Origin of the sequence: Corynebacterium vitaeruminis, assembly GCF_001054325.1 — a bacterium.
Lineage (GTDB): Bacteria > Actinomycetota > Actinomycetes > Mycobacteriales > Mycobacteriaceae > Corynebacterium > Corynebacterium vitaeruminis_A.
Genome location: NZ_JVVM01000016.1, coordinates 68,091 through 86,908, shown reverse-complemented (window position 1 = coordinate 86,908; position 18,818 = coordinate 68,091). Strand labels below are relative to the sequence as shown.

At 60.0% G+C, this 18,818-nt stretch carries 10 protein-coding genes and 1 pseudogene; 5 read left to right on the top strand and 6 right to left on the bottom strand.

Annotation, left to right across the window (positions count from 1 at the left end):
• Positions 1-9: 9 nt before the first annotated feature.
• The 4 genes and pseudogenes from ADA16_RS03925 to ADA16_RS03910 form a co-directional block, all read right to left on the bottom strand.
• Positions 10-831 carry a glycosyltransferase gene (locus ADA16_RS03925; protein WP_048759354.1) on the bottom strand — a complete coding sequence of 274 codons (822 nt, stop codon included), beginning with the start codon at positions 829-831 and terminating at the stop codon, positions 10-12.
• Positions 832-907: 76 nt separating this feature from the next.
• Positions 908-2,299: a hypothetical protein gene (locus ADA16_RS03920; protein WP_048759353.1), complete on the bottom strand. Its 1,392-nt coding sequence runs from the start codon at positions 2,297-2,299 to the stop codon at positions 908-910.
• Between the two features lie 18 nt (positions 2,300-2,317).
• A complete protein-coding gene (locus ADA16_RS03915; protein WP_048759352.1) occupies positions 2,318-3,778 on the bottom strand; it encodes a M1 family metallopeptidase in 1,461 nt (486 codons plus the stop codon).
• 10 nt (positions 3,779-3,788) lie between these two features.
• A pseudogene (locus tag ADA16_RS03910) lies at positions 3,789-5,962 on the bottom strand (prolyl oligopeptidase family serine peptidase).
• 97 nt (positions 5,963-6,059) lie between these two features.
• Here ADA16_RS03910 and lpdA point away from each other — a divergent pair.
• A complete protein-coding gene (gene lpdA / locus ADA16_RS03905) occupies positions 6,060-7,475 on the top strand; it encodes a dihydrolipoyl dehydrogenase (RefSeq protein WP_048759388.1) in 1,416 nt (471 codons plus the stop codon).
• Between the two features lie 238 nt (positions 7,476-7,713).
• Here the strand turns inward: lpdA and ramB are convergent, their stop codons facing one another.
• Both ramB and aceA read right to left on the bottom strand, forming a co-directional pair.
• On the bottom strand, positions 7,714-9,138 hold the full coding sequence (gene ramB, locus ADA16_RS03900) for an acetate metabolism transcriptional regulator RamB (protein ID WP_048759387.1): 1,425 nt from the start codon (positions 9,136-9,138) through the stop codon (positions 7,714-7,716).
• 214 nt (positions 9,139-9,352) lie between these two features.
• The gene (gene aceA / locus ADA16_RS03895) at positions 9,353-10,645 is read right to left on the bottom strand and encodes an isocitrate lyase (RefSeq protein WP_048759351.1); all 1,293 of its coding nucleotides are present in this window, start codon (positions 10,643-10,645) and stop codon (positions 9,353-9,355) included.
• Between the two features lie 1,019 nt (positions 10,646-11,664).
• On the opposite strand from aceA, the gene ADA16_RS03890 reads away from it, so the two are divergent.
• The 4 genes from ADA16_RS03890 (at position 11,665) to ADA16_RS03875 (ending at position 18,808) form a co-directional block, all read left to right on the top strand.
• Entirely contained in the window at positions 11,665-13,875 is a 2,211-nt protein-coding gene (locus ADA16_RS03890; protein ID WP_048759350.1) for a malate synthase G, read from the top strand.
• A 303-nt stretch (positions 13,876-14,178) separates the two neighbouring features.
• Positions 14,179-14,952 (top strand): HAD family hydrolase, encoded by a 774-nt coding sequence (locus tag ADA16_RS03885; protein WP_193387484.1) that lies wholly within the window; start codon positions 14,179-14,181, stop codon positions 14,950-14,952.
• Between the two features lie 15 nt (positions 14,953-14,967).
• The gene (locus tag ADA16_RS03880) at positions 14,968-17,583 is read left to right on the top strand and encodes a glycoside hydrolase family 65 protein (protein ID WP_048759349.1); all 2,616 of its coding nucleotides are present in this window, start codon (positions 14,968-14,970) and stop codon (positions 17,581-17,583) included.
• Between the two features lie 490 nt (positions 17,584-18,073).
• The gene (locus tag ADA16_RS03875; protein WP_048759348.1) at positions 18,074-18,808 is read left to right on the top strand and encodes a succinate dehydrogenase cytochrome b subunit; all 735 of its coding nucleotides are present in this window, start codon (positions 18,074-18,076) and stop codon (positions 18,806-18,808) included.
• The last annotated feature ends 10 nt before the right edge of the window (positions 18,809-18,818 follow it).

The window sequence follows — 18,818 nt, the reverse complement described above, 5'->3', positions numbered from 1 at the left end:
CTCCGAAGCCTACCGCACAAACAATCGTCGATATGCGCGTGACATGAGTTGGGTTGGCAAAAGTCGGAAAAGTGTCCGCGCTGCCAAATTAAACGCCGCCCGCGGCCTGGAAATCAGTCCCTCATCAACGAGCGTGCGCTGGAGCTGTCGTTCACCGCGGATGATGCCGCGCGAGGTCCGCCGCTCGAACATGCCGTCGGCACGGAAGTACACCAGCGGCTCGGGTAGATTCTCGAATTTCGCGCCCGCAGCCATGAGTCGCACCCAGAGGTCGTAGTCCTCCATCAGACGGATGTCGCGATACCCACCGACTTCGCGTACCTTCGCCGTTCGCAGCATCGAGGAGGGGTTATTCACAGGCGAATTGATCTTGATGTAACGCGCAAGCTCGGCGTGCGTCTGCGGCAGAGTCCGCACACGCACCACGTTGTCCGGCGTGCCCTCGAACTCCGCCATGGCACTGCCCAACACATCCAACTCCGGATCAGCGGTCAGCGCGGCCCACTGCTTTTCAAAGCGGTCCGCACGCGCAATATCGTCCGCATCCAGTCGCGCCAACCAGGGTGTTTCCACCAGCTGCAGCCCCGCCTGCGAAGCCACGCCCGAGCCGCCATTTTCCGCACACCGCAGCACTGTCAGCTCCGAATGCGCCTGCTCATGCTTGACGACGACCCGGTCGAGTTCCTGCCCAATCGGACCATCAATGACCAGGATGACGTGCGCGGCCGGACGAGTCTGGTCCCACAGCGACTGCAGCGCAGTATCGAGCTGGTCGGGGGCGACGCGGTGGTAGACGGTCATGAGAACCGTGAGGTCAGTGATGGTGGACATGTGAGTCTCGAGCCTTGGGAGTTGCAGGGTGATTCGGACGATGAGGGAGGGGATACGGTATCGGCTGCGGATGGTGCTATTCCATCGCAAACGCCTCCGACACCGCCTCTCTGGCAGCACGCGGGGAAAGCTTGCGCAGTGCAAGCAGGTGAATGGCAACACCTACTGCAGAGCCTACGGCGATAGCCGCGACCGTGCGCACCGACAGGTGACCAGGGAAGAACAGAATGGCTACGGCAATCGTGGTCGCAGCCAACCAACCGGCCAGATACATGTAGTGCTTTTCCACGGCCAGAGTGACCGATCCGGTGATCATCAACATGGCGGTCAAGGTCGCGCCGAGTGTCAGCGCTGCGAGTACCGGCCCGGACACGTGATAGCTCTCGTCCAGGATGAGAGTCATGATCCACGGGCCGATGAGCCATGCCAGGCCCGCCCCAAAGGTGCCGAAAGCAGCCAGCGCTCCCAACGGCTTGACCAGCGCTGCGAGCACGCCCTCGGAGCGGTGTCGGACAAAGCTCACAATGATGGCGTTTTGGAACTTCTCCAGCGGCATCAGCAGCGGAGCACGGGTCAGAGTCACGGCGTAGGCGATACCCGCAATGGTCACCGCTGCGGTGAAGTTGTTGGCATGGGGTGGGGTGAGCGACTCGGCTATCCCGGAGCCAGTGGTCACGGCTTCGCCGGCAATCTTGACGATTGTTGGAAAGCCCGTGACCAACACCGCAGATGCGCCGGAGGCACCCATGGCCGTCACCATGAGCGCGACGAAGCGGCGCACCGGGACGTCGGCACGCGCGAACATGACAGAGCGAGTGGCCGAGGAAAACAGCGCGAGGATAAGCCAACTGACCGTGCCGAAGACCGTGATAATCAGCCAGGCCAGCAGACCCCAGCCGAAGTACCAGGCGACAAGTGCCAGCGCCACGCGCACGAGAATGTCAATCATGATCAGCGCAGCGTAGGGGCCCCACAGTTGACGGCCGCTGAGCAGACCCGAAGTGGTGGCTTGCATGGAGTACAGAGCAAGGCCAGAGGCCATGAGCAGAATTGCAGTACCGGCATCATCCTGCACGACCAGTGGGGCCCACAGCGGACCCGTCACTGCCATGGTGATGAAAGTAACTGCGGCGACGCCCAGCGAAACTGTGATGGGACGAGCGCCGAGAGTTTGACCGGCTTCCGCAGCTCCCTGCTCCTGTTCCTGCTCTTGTCTCTGTTCCCGGGGCCGTTCACGGGGCCGCTCCCGCTCCCGCCCCCGGTTCCGCGCTTCCGCAGACCCAATCGCGCGCGTGGTCTCCTGCATCAACCCGCCGAGGACACCCGTGAGCGCGAAGAACAGTCCCCAAAATGCCACGAACTGCAGGTTTATAGCATTGGGAAGTGCGCGGGCCGAGATAATCAGCACCGCGAAGCTGCCTATCGCGGCGACAATCGTGGCCAGCGACAGCCATTTGAAACCGGACATTGACAGGCCTCTAGCTCTCTAATCCTTGGCCTTCGAGTAGCCGAGTTTTTCAAACTGAGCAGCCAGCTCGTTGTCCACGATTGGAGCCCCATCATTGTCGATGCCCTGGTCAACAGGGGAGCGCGTTGGGTCAGTGGGGAAATCCGGCAAGGAGCTGCGTGACAGCCAGGAGTCAAAGATGACATCCAGGTGCGAGGTAGTGATGCCACGCTCACGGCACACGCGGTTGGCCAGTGCGCGGAAGTCCACCGCATCAACCACACTGTGGCGGTTAGTGGTGGTCCACTTGCGAACCAAGTCGAAGAACACTTCGTCGCCCAGCAGCAGACGCAGAGCGTGCACAGTCAGTGCACCGCGCTTGTACAGGCGGTCGTCGAACATCAGCTTTGGTCCCGGGTTGGCAATCACGATGTCCTGGTCTTCCTCAAGCAGATCCAGGTAGTGCTTGCGGGCGTGCACATCCGCGCTGGCACCGCCGCTGACCTCGGACCATACCCACTCGGAGTAGCAGGCAAAGCCCTCGTTGAGCCAAATATCGCGCCACTGCGAAATGCCGACGCTGTTGCCAAACCACTGGTGCGACAACTCGTGGGCAATCAATCGGTTCCATGTGTCCTTGCCGTCGGCATGGTTGGCGCCGAAGATGGACAGCCCCTGTGCCTCAATGGGAATCTCCAGGTCATCCTCACAAATGACCACCTGGTAAGCGCGGAAGGGGTAAGGGCCAAAGAGCTTGGCGAATTCATCGAGCATGCGCCCCTGATCGCGGAAGTCATGGCGGGCATTGGCTACCAGCTCAGAGGGCACCCACGCCACGACGGTTGAGGTCTCGCACGGCAGCTCGACCTTCTTAAACTGGCCGACATTGATGGTGGCCAGGTAGGAGGCCATGGGCTCCTCGGTGACAAACCGCCAGCGGCGGCGCGATCCGCCCACGTTCACCGGAGCGTCGGCAAGCCCTGGTGCGACGACCTCGTAGGGAGCATCGGTTACCATCGTGAACTCGTAGAACGCCTTGACCTCGGGATCGTCATCGCAGGGGTACCACGACGCCGCGCCCACCGGCTGCGATGCCACGAGCGCGCCGTTTTCCAGCTCCTCCCAGCCAATCTCTCCCCACTTCGAGCGCACCGGACGTGGCGTGCCCGAGTAAGTGATAATCAGCCGCAGCGTCTCGTCGGGAGCTAGCTCGCGGTCAAAGGTGACTCGCAGCTTACGACCCGAATGACGCCAGCGCTTCACATCGATAGAGTGTGCCTGCGAATCGGAAATCGCATCCACCGAATCGGCCCCCAGCGCATCTGCAAAGTCGAGCGTGAGGTGCGAAGTCCAGGCATTAATCTCGATGTGCAGAGTCGCCGTCGCCTTCAGACGATTCGGCCCGACCCGATAATCGAGGTCCAGCTCGTACTTGTTCACCCGGAAACCCAGGTTGAACGCAATACCGGTATATGGATTAGTGAAATCAGCGCTACTCACGGCTGTTACCTTACTTGAGCTTGTTCCACAGCCACGTAGATATGAGTGCCTCGACGAACGCGACCTGCGAATTATCCGCCGCACCGGCGTGCCCTCCTTCGGTATTTTCGTGATAATCCACCGGCTGACCGGCTTCTTCCAACAGCCACGCCAGGCTCCGCGCGTGCGCCGGGTGAACGCGGTCGTCCCTGGTAGACGTCGTAATCAACGCCGGCGGGTAGGCGCGTTGCTCCCGCTTGACGACGCGCTGGACCGGCGAATACTGTGCAATCGCAGCCCGCTCGGTGGGGTCGTCCGGGTTTCCATACTCGGCCATCCAGGAGGCTCCCGCGGACAGCCTGTGATAGCGCATCATGTCCGCCAGCGGCACCTGGGACACCACTGCGCCCACCAACTCCGGGTAGGAAGTGAGACAGACAGCGGTCAGCAGCCCGCCGTTGGAGCCGCCGCGCACGCCCAGCTGCTCGCGGGTGCAGTAGCCACGTGCAACCAGATCGTGCAGCACGGCTTGATGATCCTCGTAGACCCTCATTCGCTCAGTTTTGACCACCGAGGAGTGCCACGTCGGACCGAATTCACCACCGCCGCGTAGATTGGCCTCCACGAAGTAGCCGCCCCGTTCGAGCCAGGTCAGGCCCCGGATTGCTGAGTACTGCGGGACCAGCGAAACCTCGAAACCGCCATAGGCATGCACGAGGGTAGGGGCTGGGGTTGGGGTGGTGGTGCTTGCGTCAACCTGCGCGCCTGCGTCAGCACCTGCAGATATGTCAGCCCCCGAGTCGAAGCGGCCGGTGATGCGATACGGAATCCGCGTGCCATCGGCGGAGGTCGCCCAGTGCTGGCGGGTCTCCATCCCCTCGCTGTCGAAGAGAGCCGGAGCACGCCGTACTTCCGTGAGCTGACTGCCGACCTGCCCATACCAGAGCGTGGCCGGCTGCGTTGCCGAGGTCGACACCAACCAAATCTCATCATCTCGCTCCGAGGCCGTATCAATCACGCTCACGGTGGCTTGGGCCGGCAACTCACCGAAGGTTTCCACGGACTCCCACGAGCGCTCCCGCAACACGACCAACCTCGTCGCGACATCCTCCAACAGCGTCAACACCAGGAAGTTCTTCGTCCACACCAGCTGCTGGAACGACGTGTGCGGATCCGGGGTGAAAATCACCTCCACCTCACGCGAGCCCGCCAGCCACTCATCGAGCTCCACAATGGCCACGCCGCCAGCCGGAATGCCATTGAACTCCGTGCGCGGCATAAGCACCAACCACTGCCTATGGACACTCGTCCGGCAGTCCTGCGGCACCTCCAGAATCTGCAGCGAAAAGTCCCCGTTTTGCTGCACCGCCAACTTGCCCGGACGCTTCGCAGCCACAAACCGCTGCGAATTATAAAAATCATGCGCACGCTCGACAAACAGCCGCTCGAAGCCGTCCGTCGCGTCGAACCAGCCGCCCACGGCCACATCATCACTGTGGCCCGAGAAAATCACGTCCGCGCTTGACGACGGCGTGCCGCGCCGCCACCTACGCACCTGCCGCGGGTAGCCCGAATCGGTCAGAGACCCCGGGCCAAAGTCACTGCCAACGAGAATCTCGTCACGGCCGACCCAACAGACATCGGACTTCGCCTCCGGGAGGCAGAACGGCTCATCTTCCACGAAAGTGCAGGTAACGAGGCCGAACTCCCGCACTACGGTGGCATCAGCGCCGCCGCGGGAGAGCATGATCAACGCGCGGTCATACTCCGGATAACGGCACACCGTACCCTTCCAGACCCAGTTTCCCCCTCGGCTTTCGCCAGCGCATCGAGATCGATGAGTACTTCCCACTCGGTTGCCTGCGGATCTTCCTGGCCAGCTAGATAGCTCTGCAAGGAGGTGCGCCGCCACAGACCCCGCGGATGCTCGGCATCTCGCCAGAAGTTATAGAGGTACTCACCACGGCGCACCGGATACGCGATTCGGGCATCGGTGTTGAGCGCAGCCAGGATGCGCTGTTCCAAGTTGGTGCGGTCGCGGGTGTCGTCGGCAAGCGAATCGACGCCTGCGACGGTGGCCTCCGACTGCGTGCGAGCCCACGTCAGCGCCTGGGAGCCGTCGATATCGTCCAGCCAATCGGGAACAAGGTCGGTGGAGAGGAAGGAGGAATCGTTACCCGTGTTGTTGCCGGTGTCGTTGCCCATGTCCACCACCGTAGCCCACCGCTGAAGGTAAAAAGTGGGGTTTGCCGGGTGGGCTTGCGAGGTGAAGTAAAGCTAAGTCGTGCGTAGACTTGTGCACGTGGCTGAACATTTTGATCTTGTAGTACTCGGCGGCGGTCCTGGCGGATACGTCGCAGCAATCCGTGCATCCCAGCTGGGTCTGAAGACCGCTGTGGTGGAGAAGCAATACTGGGGCGGTGTCTGTCTCAATGTTGGCTGTATTCCATCCAAGTCTCTGTTGAAGAACGCCGAGGTGGCGCACATTTTCAACCATGAGGCTAAGACCTTCGGTATCTCCGGCGATGTCTCCTTTGACTTCGGTGCCGCACACGCGCGTTCGCGCAAGGTGTCCGCGGGCATCGTCAAGGGTGTTCATTTCCTGATGAAGAAGAACAAGATTACCGAAATCAACGGTTTCGGTGAATTCACTGGCCCGACTTCGATGGCCATCACCGATGGCGATGATGAGGGCAAGGAAATTACCTTCGACAAGGCGATTATTGCGACCGGCTCTGTCGTTCGTTCCCTGCCGGGTGTTGAGGTCGGCGGCAACATCGTTTCCTACGAGGAGCAGATTCTCTCCGACGAGCTGCCGGACTCCATGGTCATCGTCGGTGCTGGCGCTATTGGTATGGAATTCGCATACGTCCTGGCCAACTACGGCGTGGACGTCACCATCGTCGAGTTCATGGACAACGTTCTGCCGAACGAGGACGCAGACGTCTCCAAGGTTATTGCCAAGGAATACAAGAAGCTGGGCGTCAAGCTCATGACCGGGCACAAGACCACCTCCATCGAGGACAATGGTGACTCGGTTGAGGTCAAGGTTGAGGCCAAGGATGGCGGCGACGAGCAGACTCTGACCGTTGACCGCGTTATGGTCTCCATCGGCTTCGCACCGCGCACCGAGGGCATCGGCCTGGACAAGGCCGGTGTTGAGCTGGGTGAACGCGGCGAGATTGTCATCGACGAGTACATGCGCACCAATGTCGACAACATCTACGCCATCGGTGACGTCACCATGAAGCTGCAGCTGGCACACGTTGCCGAGGCGCAGGGCGTTATCGCAGCTGAGCACATGGCAGGTCACGAGACCGAGACCATCCCGGACTACAACATGATGCCGCGCGCAACCTTCTGTAACCCGCAGGTTGGTTCCTTCGGTAAGACCGAGGCGCAGGCCAAGAAGTGGGCAGAGGAGAACGGCCGTGAGATTAAGGTTTCCACCTTCCCGTTCTCTGCAAACGGTAAGGCGCAGGGCCTGGCGGAGCCGGCAGGATTCGTGAAGCTCATTGCAGATGCCGAGTACGGCGAGCTGCTGGGTGGCCACATGGTGGGTGCCAACGTTTCCGAGCTCATGCCGCAGCTGGTTCTGGCTGAGAAGTACGAGCTGACCACTGAGGAAATCGGCCGTGCCGTTCACATCCACCCGACTATGTCCGAGGCAATGAAGGAAGCTGCCGAGGGCGTTATGGGCAAGATGATTAACCTGTAAGAGGTTCGGGTTCTGGCTTGGGATCAGCCTTCGCTGGTCCCGGCTCGGGCAGATACGAGTTAGTGCCCAGGTTTATAGCAGTTTGACCGAGAAATTCGGCACAAAAGTGCTATAAACCTGGGCACTTTCTTTTTGGGTCTTCCTTTTTGGGGCATTTTGCGCGAACCAAGCCCCCGCAAACCAGCCTTCGCCAACCAAGCTCAACCGCAGGTCGGCCCTGCGCCCGTCGTAAAGCGAATTAGTACGGCGAGACGGTGGAACGGTGCATGTTGATGTCGATATCGCGATGAATCGGCGGGAACGCGCGCTGCGGACAGGCCTCGCGGGAGCAGACCCTGCAGCCGGCGCCAATCGGGGTGGCGGCGTCGAGATCCGCGAGATCGAGACCATCAGCGTACACAGTACGCTCGGCGTGACGGGCCTCGCAGCCCAAACCAATGGCAAAAACCTTGCCTGGCTTGCCGAAACGCGCCGCATGATGTTCCACGGTACGGGAGATCCACATGTACGGCCGACCGTCGGGCATGAGCGCGACCTGTCGCATGACTTTGCCAGGGTAGGAGAAGGTCTCGTAGACGTTCCACAGCGGGCAGGTACCGCCCGAATGCGTGAAGTGGAAGCCCGTGGCGGATTGGCGTTTGGACATGTTGCCCGCGCGGTCGACGCGCACGAACGTCCACGGAATACCGCGCAAGCTGGGCCGTTGCATCGTAGACAGACGGTGGCAGATGGTTTCGTAGCCGACGCCGTAAGTGCGCGAGAGCAGCTCGATGTCGTAGCGTTTCGACTCCGCCATCGCATGGAACGACTCATACGGCAGAATCAGCGCCGCCGCGTAGTACGTCGCGACTCCGCGCTGCGCCAGCTTCCGCGACTCATCCGACATAAAATGCCCAGACGCGACGGCCTCGGAGATGGTCTCCCCCTGTTCCAAAAACCCCAGCTCCGTAGCCATGCGGAAGGCGCGCTGCCCCGGCGAGAGGTGTCGCGCGAGGTAGAGTGTTTTCGTTCGCTTATCCAGGCTGTGCTGCACATCGCCTAACGACGATTCCAGCGCAATCCGAATCCCATGGTCGCGGGACAGCCTGTTGGCCAGCACAGAGACGACATCGGTGGTCTCGTCGGTGATGCGCAGCTCGCGGGCCAGCTCTTCGGCGGCGGTGTCAACGGATGAGATGTAGTTCTGCCGGGCGTAAAAGTAGTCGCGGACTTCCTCGTGCGGCATGGTCAGCGCCTGTGAGCCGGAGGCGGTGTCGGTGCTATTGCCGAAGTTACGTTCTTCGGTAGCCAGGGAGAGTTTGTCGGTGACGTTGCGGTAGCGCCGGTGGATGTCCACCATGATGCGGGCGATGTCGGGGTGGTCGCGGACCATTTCCGAGATCTCCTGTAGGTCCATGGGGGACTTGGCGATTTCCTTGTCCATCACCACGTCCTGAACCTCAGCGAGGAGGCGGGAGTCGTCATCGCGGGAGAAGAAAGTCGCATCAACGCCGAATGTGTCTGTGATGCGAAGTAGAACGGGCACGGTCAGCGGACGAACGTCGTGCTCAATCTGGTTGACGTAACTAGCCGATAGGCCCAACGCCTGTGCGAGCGCGGCCTGGCTGAGGTCGCGCTCGCGGCGTAGCTGGCGGAGGCGGGATCCGACATAGGTTTTCGACATACTGCCCAGCATATCGCGGGCTTTGCTGAATTTGTGTAGAAAACCGTTGCAACCTTTGCTTAGGTGTTCAGACGCTCAGGTTGCCAGTCGCGCTTCACGACGGGGCGGAGTCGACATGTCGATGAATACACAAAAACACCCAGCGGTGGCTGCAGGTGCAGCCCTCGCTGGGTGTTGAAGCTAGGTCTTAGACCTAAGCTCTAAGCCGAGTGACTTAGAACTGACCCTCCTCGGTGGAGCCCTTCAGAGCGGTGGTGGAGGAGTTCGGGTCGACGGTGGTGGCGATGCGGTCGAAGTAGCCTGCGCCAACCTCGCGCTGGTGCTTGACAGCGGTGAAGCCGCGCTTCTCGGCAGCCTCGAACTCGCGGTTCTGCAGGTCGACGAATGCGGACATCTGCTCGCGAGCGTAGCCGTAAGCCAGGTCGAACATGCCGTAGTTCAGGGCGTGGAAGCCAGCCAGGGTAATGAACTGGAACTTGAAGCCCATCTTGCCCAGCTCGTTCTGGAACTTGGCAATCTCGTCCTTCTCGAGGTGAGCGGACCAGTTGAAGGACGGGGAGCAGTTGTAAGCCAGGAGCTGGTCCGGGTACTCAGCCTTGACACCCTCAGCGAACTTCTTAGCCAGCTCGAGGTCCGGAGTACCGGTCTCCATCCAGATCATGTCAGCGTACGGAGCGTAGGACTTCGCACGGTCGATGCACGGCTCCAGGCCGTTCTGGAGGTGGTAGAAGCCCTCAGAGGTGCGGTCACCGGTGATGAACTTCTGGTCGCGCTCATCAACGTCGGAGGTGATGAGGGTAGCGGCCTCAGCGTCGGTGCGGGCGATGATGACGGTCGGGGTGTTGGAGACGTCAGCAGCCAGGCGAGCAGAGGTCAGGGTACGGATGTGCTGCTGGGTCGGGATCAGGACCTTGCCGCCCAGGTGGCCACACTTCTTCTCAGAAGCGAGCTGGTCCTCCCAGTGGGTACCAGCGGCACCAGCGTTGATCATGGCCTTCTGCAGCTCGTAGACGTTCAGAGCGCCACCGAAGCCAGCCTCACCGTCAGCGACGATCGGCAGCAGCCAGTTGTCGACAGAGTCGTCGCCCTCGATGCGAGCGATCTCGTCGGCACGGAGCAGAGCGTTGTTGATGCGGCGAACGACGCTCGGCACGGAGTTAGCCGGGTACAGGGACTGGTCCGGGTAGGTCTGACCAGCCAGGTTGGCGTCACCGGCGACCTGCCAACCGGAGAGGTAGACAGCCTTCAGGCCAGCGCGAGCCTGCTGAACGGCCATGTTACCGGTCAGTGCACCCAGAGCGTTGATGTAGGAATCATCCTCAACGTTGACGCCTTCCCACAGGATCTCAGCGCCGCGGCGAGCGAGGGTGTTCTCCTCGACGACGGTGCCCTGGAGCTCAGCAACCTGCTCAGCGGTGTAGTCGCGGGTGATACCTTCCCAGCGCGGGTTCTCGTCCCAATCCTTCTGGATTTCGGCGGCGGTACGTGCCTTACCAACGTTAGACATAAACGGAGTCACTTCCTTTTGCTTGCTTTTTGAACTCCGGGTGCTGACTTAAGAACAATTCCAACAGAACCGATCTACAGGCTGACCCGATAGTGACCGCGGCGTCACTTGAATGCAGGGGACGGCAGGAAAGTGCTGTACCCCTACACACAAACACGTGGACAAAAACAATGTCCGCTTCCGCGTGCCATATTTCACATTTTGGGGCATAGCGCTGAGTTCGTCAAGCAGCTTAGGGTGTGAATTCAAGTATGTAACCCGAATAACACTTGCGAAGATTGCAAACATTGCAATGTGTAGCTTGGGTTTAGTGAATTTCGCCTGTGACCGGCCGGTACATTTGTACTGTTATTTCTCTGTGGTGGTCTCGCTAATAATGCTCCCCCCGCTTTGGGGTGATTTATATTTTGGTAAATATCGAATTATGTCGCTAACACTGTTGGGAGTTTAGGGGGGTGGCCAGTTACCCCCGAAATTGCGGCCGTGGAAGCAGAAACGGGCTTCCAAATACACCGCCAACATGCCGCCAATACCCCGACTGAATCTCCCTGGGGAGTGGCTAGAGTTCCGGCTGTCGTCTCGCATTCGTGGCGTGGCTCGAAGGCGGGTGCTGCTCCGGCGCGATTGGTCAGTGGCCCTTGAGATGCAGGTCACAACAGTAAAGCTCTGTGCGGGATAGGGTTTTCTCGTCGCGTGTGGTGTTCGGTGGTCAAGGAAAGAGCGGCAGGCGTGTCGGGGTCAACGCGGGTGGGAAGAGTGATTTGTGGCCCCCAAGATGGAATGCCCGAATGGTCATTTGGAAGGGGTGGGGTTTGCTCGCGAGGGGATTCGTCGTAAAGCGAAAGAAACGGCAAATGTGAGCGGCGCTATGCCGGCCCGGCGGGCGGCGGTTATGGAAAAAGGGGGTTCATAAGTGCGCCGAATCACATACAGTAGGGGAACAACGCATCCAGTGCGTGAGCCGCTGACGTGGCCGTGGCTGGGTGAGCAAATTGCAATCAATAGTTTTGAGGAGAGCAATGGCACAGCGTATTTCGGCAGGTGGAATGCAGGTCGCGAAGGTTCTTTACGACTTCGTTAATGACACCGCACTCCCCGCCGCCGGCATTGAGGACAAGGACGCGTTCTGGAGCGGCTTCGGTGATATTGTCGCTAAGTACACTCCGCGCAACCGCGAGCTGCTGGCCAAGCGCGACGAGCTGCAGGAAAAGCTCGACGCTTGGTACAAGGAGCACCCGGGTAAGCAGAACCAGGACGAGTACGTCGCATTCCTGAAGGAAATTGGCTACCTCGTTGACAACCCGGGTGATTTCCAGGTCACCACCGAGGGTGTCGACACCGAGATCACCTCCACCGCCGGTCCGCAGCTGGTCGTGCCGGTGCTCAACGCCCGTTTCGCCATCAACGCCGCAAACGCACGCTGGGGCTCGCTTTACGACGCGCTGTACGGCACCAACGCCATTGCTGAAGATGGCGGTGCGGAGAAGGACACCCCGGGCTACAACAAGGTTCGTGGTGACCGCGTTATCGCATGGGGCCGTAACTTCCTGGACAAGGCTCTGCCGCTGGTCGACGGTTCCCACGCGGACGTCACCTCTTACGACATTGTCGACGGTCACCTGCAGGCAACGCTGGAAGGTGACGCTACCTCTGGTCTGCGCGAGCCGGAGACCCTGGTCGGCTACACCGGTGACAAGGACGCACCGGAGTCCATTTACTTCAAGCACAACGGTCTGCACATCCAGCTGCTGATCGATCCGGAGTCCCCGGTCGGCAAGACCGACAAGGCCGGCGTCAAGGACATCATCCTGGAAGCCGCTGTCACCAACATCATGGACCTCGAGGATTCTGTCGCCGCAGTTGACGCTGCCGACAAGACCTTGGGTTACACCAACTGGCTCGGCCTGAACGTCGGTGACCTCGCAGTCGAGTTCACCCGTGGCGGCAAGAAGCTGTCTCGTACCATCAACGACGACCGCACCTACACCGCTCTTGACGGTTCCGAGGTCACCCTGCACGGTCGTTCCCTGAACCTGGTTCGTAACGTCGGTCACCTGATGCAGAACCCGGCCATCCTCGACCGCGACGGCGAGGAGATCTTCGAGGGCATCATGGATGCCGTCATCACCGCTGTGTGTGCAATCCCGGGCTTGGACCAGGACAACGCACGTAAGAACTCCCGTACTGGTTCGATTTACATTGTGAAGCCGAAGCAGCACGGCCCGGATGAGGCTGCTTTCACTAATGAGCTGTTCGCTGATGTGGAGAAGCTGCTGGGTCTGCCGCACAACACCCTGAAGGTCGGCCTGATGGATGAGGAGCGTCGTACCTCCGTCAACCTGGACGCTGCCATCAAGGCTGTCTCCGAGCGTGTGGTCTTCATTAACACCGGCTTCATGGACCGTACTGGTGATGAGATCCACACCTCCATCCAGGCTGGTCCGATGTTCCGCAAGGCTGTTCAGAAGACCGCTCCGTGGATGCTGGCTTACGAGGACAACAACGTTGACTCCGGCCTGGCGCACGGCCTGCAGGGCAAGGCCCAGATTGGTAAGGGTATGTGGGCTATGACCGAGCAGATGGCTGAGCTGCTGGAGCAGAAGATTGGTCAGCCGAAGCAGGGTGCTTCCACCGCGTGGGTTCCGTCCCCGACCGGTGGTGTGCTGCACGCTACTCACTACCACGAGGTCGACGTCTTCGGCGTTCAGGACAAGCTGCTTACCGACGGTCGCCGCGACACCTTTGGTGACCTGCTCACCATCCCGGTAGCAGCAGCTAAGGCTGGTGAGCCGGGCGCTGACTGGTCCGATGAGGACAAGGCTAACGAGCTGGATAATAACTGCCAGTCCATCCTGGGTTACGTTATCCGCTGGGTTGAGCAGGGTGTTGGCTGCTCCAAGGTGCCGGACATCAACGATGTTGACCTGATGGAGGATCGCGCTACCCTGCGTATTTCCTCCCAGACTCTGGCTAACTGGCTGCTGCACGGTGTTGTCACCGAGGAGCAGATCATTGATTCGCTTCAGCGTATGGCCGAGGTTGTTGACCGCCAGAACGAGGGCGATGAGGCATACCTGCCGATGGCTCCGGACTTCGACAAGTCCATCGGTTTCCAGGCTGCCAAGGAGCTCATCCTTGATGGTGTGAACCAGCCGTCTGGTTACACCGAGCCGATTCTGCACCGCCGTCGCCTGGAGTTCAAGAAGCGCGAGGGCATCGACCAGGACTAATTCTGGGTCAGGCTGTGGCATGCCGAGCCTGAAATAACAAAATAGCTACCCAAACTGCCGGTGTGTAGGTGGTATTGGCAAACCTCTGATGCCAATTCCGCGTGCGCGTCGGCAGTTTTATTTGTCGGTGCGGGGCGGGCTTGTGCTGGGAACGCCCGCGTTGGGTGCCCCCGTTGGAAGCGCACCATGTTCCCGCCGCCGAGATACCCGGGTTCACAAGCGGGGTAGGGGCAACGTTGCTAGCGTTGATTGAGAAGTTAATTGCGAATATGCAGTCTGCAACGTCCAAGGAGCTGCGACCCCATGACTAATTCCACGACCGACAGTGCTACCAAGCTTGCCAAGGCCAAAGAATTCCTCCGCAGCGCGGGCGCAATCCTGTTTGACCTCGACGGAGTGATTACCCCCACCGCCGATGTGCACGAGCAGGCGTGGGCGGACATGTTTAGCGACTACTTCGAGCACAAGGGTGTCTCGGCCTACACAGAGGAGGACTACTTCACCTACCTCGATGGCCGCCGCCGCGATGAGGGCATCGCAGCAATCCTGGAATCTCGCGGCATCTCGCTGCCACACGGTAGCGATGAAGACACAGCGAAAGACGAGACGATTGTGGGGCTCGGGAAGCGCAAGAATGATGACTTCCTGGCGCGAGTCGAGAAGGGAATTGAGGCCTACCCGGGGTCGGTTGCGCTGCTCGACGAGCTACAGGGCGCTGAGGACCCGTCGGCAAGCGAAAAACCGCAGTTGGCGGTGGTTAGCTCGTCGAAGAACGCGGTGCCGGTGCTGACGGCCGCTGGGCTGCGTGAGCGGTTCGTGGAGATTGTTGACGGCGTGGTGGCGCACGAGAACAACCTGTCGGGTAAGCCAGCCGCCGATACTTTCGTGTACGCGGCGGAGAATCTGGGGGTGGCACCGCGCGATGCTGTGGTGGTCGAGGATGCCATCAGCGGTGTGCAAGCGGGTGCAGCCGGCGCATTTGGTCTGGTCATTGGTGTTGACCGCGGTGCTGGCGCAGAAGCGCTGCGCCGAGCGGGCGCCGACATTGTGGTCAGCGACTTGGCGGAACTCGTCTAGGCTGGCTCGTGACAAATGGCTGAGAGAAAACCGGAAGGCATCATGGCCAACGATTCGACCACAGCAGCAGTCGACGAGACCGAGCGTGTGATTCCGCAGGGGCGGGGTCACGACGCGGAGACCGCCGAGGCTGAAAAACAGGAGGAGACGGTGTCCCCAGTTCGTCGTAAGCAGCGTCGCAACTTCCCGGCGGGTCGTGCGGATAAGCACCACCACCTGGTGAATGCCGAGGGGCTCATGGATCGAGACATCACTCCGGTCGATGAGTGGCGTCTGATTGAGACGAAGCCGAACGGCCTCCCGCTCGGTTTGGGCGAGACGCTGTTTGCGCTGTCGAACGGGTACATCGGCATGCGTGGCAACCCGCCGGAGGGCCGTGACTCCAGTGAACACGGCACTTATATCAATGGTCTGCATGAGACATGGCCCATTAGGCACGCCGAGGACGCCTACGGCTTAGCCCGCCAGGGGCAGACGATTGCCAACGCTCCGGACGCCAAGGCAATGCGTCTCTACATTGACGATGAGCCCCTGCGTCTCGGCAATGCTGAGGTCAGCGACTACGAACGTAGCCTGGATTTCCGTGAGGGTGTGCTGCGTCGTCGGTTCACTTGGCGCACCCCGGGTGGCAAGCACGTTCGCGTCACCTCTGAGCGCATGGTGTCTTTCCAGGAAAAGCATGTCGCCGCGATGAGTCTGGAAGTCGAGCTGCTGGATGCGGATGCTGCGGTGATGATTAACTCGCAGATCCTCAACCGACAGGACGGCGAGGACGAGTACCACGATGCCGCCAAGGCGCAGGGCACCGAACTGGATCCCCGTCGCGCCGAGGCGCTGGAAGACCGCGTTCTCATTCCGGCATTTCAGTCGGAATCGGCGCATGGGCAGCGCTCGACACTGGGCTATCGCTGCGCAAACTCCGGTATGACCGTGGCCACCTCCATGGACCACACCTTTACTGTCCGCACTTCCGACGGCACCGAACCGTTCGTGGAGGTTTCACAGTCGACCGAGCCCGACGCGGCCAGTGCGCTGTTTAACCTCGATGCGCCTGTCGGAACGGTCATCCGCCTGGAGAAGCTGGTGTCCTACCACTCCTCCCGCAAGGTGCGCGCCGAAGAACTCGCATTCCGCTGTGAGCGCACACTGAACCGCGTCGGCCGCATTGGCATGCTGGGTCTGATGGAAAACCAGGAGGAGTGGCTCGAACACTTCTGGGAGCGCTCCGACGTTGTCATCTACAACCAGCCGGAGATTCAGCAGGCAGTGCGCTGGAATATTTGGCAGATTATCCAGGCTGCCGCCCGCGCCGAATTCCAAGGTGTGCCGGCCAAGGGAATGACCGGCACCGGCTACGGCGGCCACTACTTCTGGGACACGGAAATCTACGTGACCCCATTCCTTACTTATACGTCGCCACAATTCTCACGCAATGCCATGCGCTTCCGCTGGGACATGCTCGAAGCCGCGTGGGCGCGTGCCGACGAACTGGCGCACGACGGTGCCCTCTTCCCGTGGCGCACTATCAATGGTCAGGAGTCCTCGGCCTACTTTGAGGCCGGCACGGCGCAGTACCACATCGATGCGGACATCGTATACGCAATGATGAAGTACGTCTATGCCTCCGGCGATGAGGAGTTCCTGCTCAAGGAGGGCACGGATCTGCTGCTCGGCACGGCCAGATTCTGGATGTCGCTGGGATTCTTCGATGCCGAGCATCGAGAGTTCCAGATTCACAGCGTCACCGGTCCAGATGAGTACAACACGGTGGTGAACAACAACCTGTACACCAACGTGATGGCGCAGTATAACCTGCGGGTTGCTGCGGACGTCGTCAAGCAGATGAAGCGTGATCGCCCTGCTGCCTATCGCGAACTGACCAACCGCTTCGACCTTACCGAGCGCGAGGTTGAAGAGTGGGAGCAGGCCGCTGAGGCGATGTACATCCCGTTCGATGAGAAGCTCGGCATTCACCCTCAGGATGACCAGTTCCTACTGCGCAAGCGTTGGAATCTCGACGATCCCGAGGTTGGCCCCCTGCGCCCGCTGCTGCTGCATTACCACCCGCTGACGATCTACCGTCACCAAGTCATTAAGCAGGCGGACGTCGTCCTTGCGCTTTTCCTCATGGGCAATCGCTTTACGACGGAACAAAAGCGCGCAGACTACATGTATTACGATCCGCTCACCACTGGTGATTCCTCGCTGTCCGCCGTTGTGCAGTCCATTGTTGCGGCCGAGTTGGGCCTGCAGGAGCAGGCAATGGACTTCTTCCTACGCGGACTCTATGTGGACCTGGCGAACTTGCATGGCAACGCTGCCGATGGTGTCCACGTCGCATCTGCCGGTGGAGTGTGGCAGTCCCTGGTCTATGGATTCGGTGGTTTCCGCGACCACGATGGCCGCTACAGTATCGATCCGCGTCTGCCGGAAGACTGGAGTGGTCTGACGTACCGAGTCACTATTCATGGTTGTCGTATCCGGGTGACGGTGCGTGGCCGCACGGTGGAAGTCGTTTTGGAGGAGGGCGACCACCAGGTTGGGCCAATCATGGTTGCTGGCCATGAGGTGATTATTGGGCCGGAGCCGTTGACCGTGGTGATGACTAAGCCGGAACAGAACGAGGGGTAGTCGGACGGTTTCGGCTGCACGGCGCCAATTGGTCAGTGTCTGTGCGGCCTACAGGGGGTTAGGAGTACGAATCCCGGGATTCTCCGAACGAAACTGCGAACAAGGCAGGGGGGGATTGCCTGTTGGGGGTGGCTATTTGGGCCGTTGGGGAATTCGGCAGGGGTGAAAAATAAAGAATTTCGCAACATAATTATTGAGAATTAAAATCGTCCACCTGAGAAAAGTGGGCGGTTTTTTATTTTCGTGCTATTTGTGTTGCGTTATTAGTTGCCTTGGGTCGGTAGAAAAACGGCAAAAGTCGGGGTAGGCGCGTTTTTAAGGTGGCGAAGAGGTTATATACAGCGACGACGTCAAAAGTCGCGAAAATGCGATAACCTGAGAAAAGGCGGAGAAAAAGCCTAGGTAACCTGTGAAAATCCCCACCCAAAAGGGGGAAAAATGTTTACCAGGCGCTGTGTGACTTTAGAGTGAATATGACACTGGAGGTGCCATGACTGTTAAAAGTTCAAACCGTGACGCAATCGCGCACGGCAAAATTAATGTAGAACCGCTGCGCGAGCAGCCTAAATACCCTTCATGGGCTCTGAAGCTGACCATGGCCGTCACTGGCGTGCTGTTTGGCCTCTTCGTTATTGTCCACATGCTGGGTAACCTGAAGATTTTCGCTGGCGAGGATGACTTCAACGCATACGCGACCTTCCTGCGCACTGTCGGTAAGGATGCAATTCCGGAAGAGGGCGTTCTGTGGGTCTTCCGCATCGTCCTGCTGGTAGCTATTATCCTGCACATTTTTGGTGGCCTCACCCTGGCCGCGCGTGCTAAGCAGTCCCGCGGCAAGTTCCGCCGTGAGGGCATGGTGTCCAGCTGGAACACCTTTACTGCACGCTCGATGGTCATTACCGGCATCGTGCTGCTGGCCTTCATCATCTTCCACCTGCTGGACCTGACCATCGGCGCTGGCGTTGCCCCGGCTTCCTTCGAGAACGGTGCCGCATACCAGAACGTGGTTGCGTCCTTCTCCCGTCCGGGTGTTGTTGTTTGGTACATCATTGCGCAGCTCGCTCTGCTGATGCACCTGTCCCACGGTCTGTGGACCGCTACTTCCGACCTCGGTATCACGGGTAAGCGCTGGCGCAAGGTTCTCTTGTTCCTGTCCGGCCTGCTGCCGCTGCTGGTTGTTGTCGGCAACATCATCATCCCCGTTTACGTGCTCGTCGCGTTGTAGGTCGAGGAGG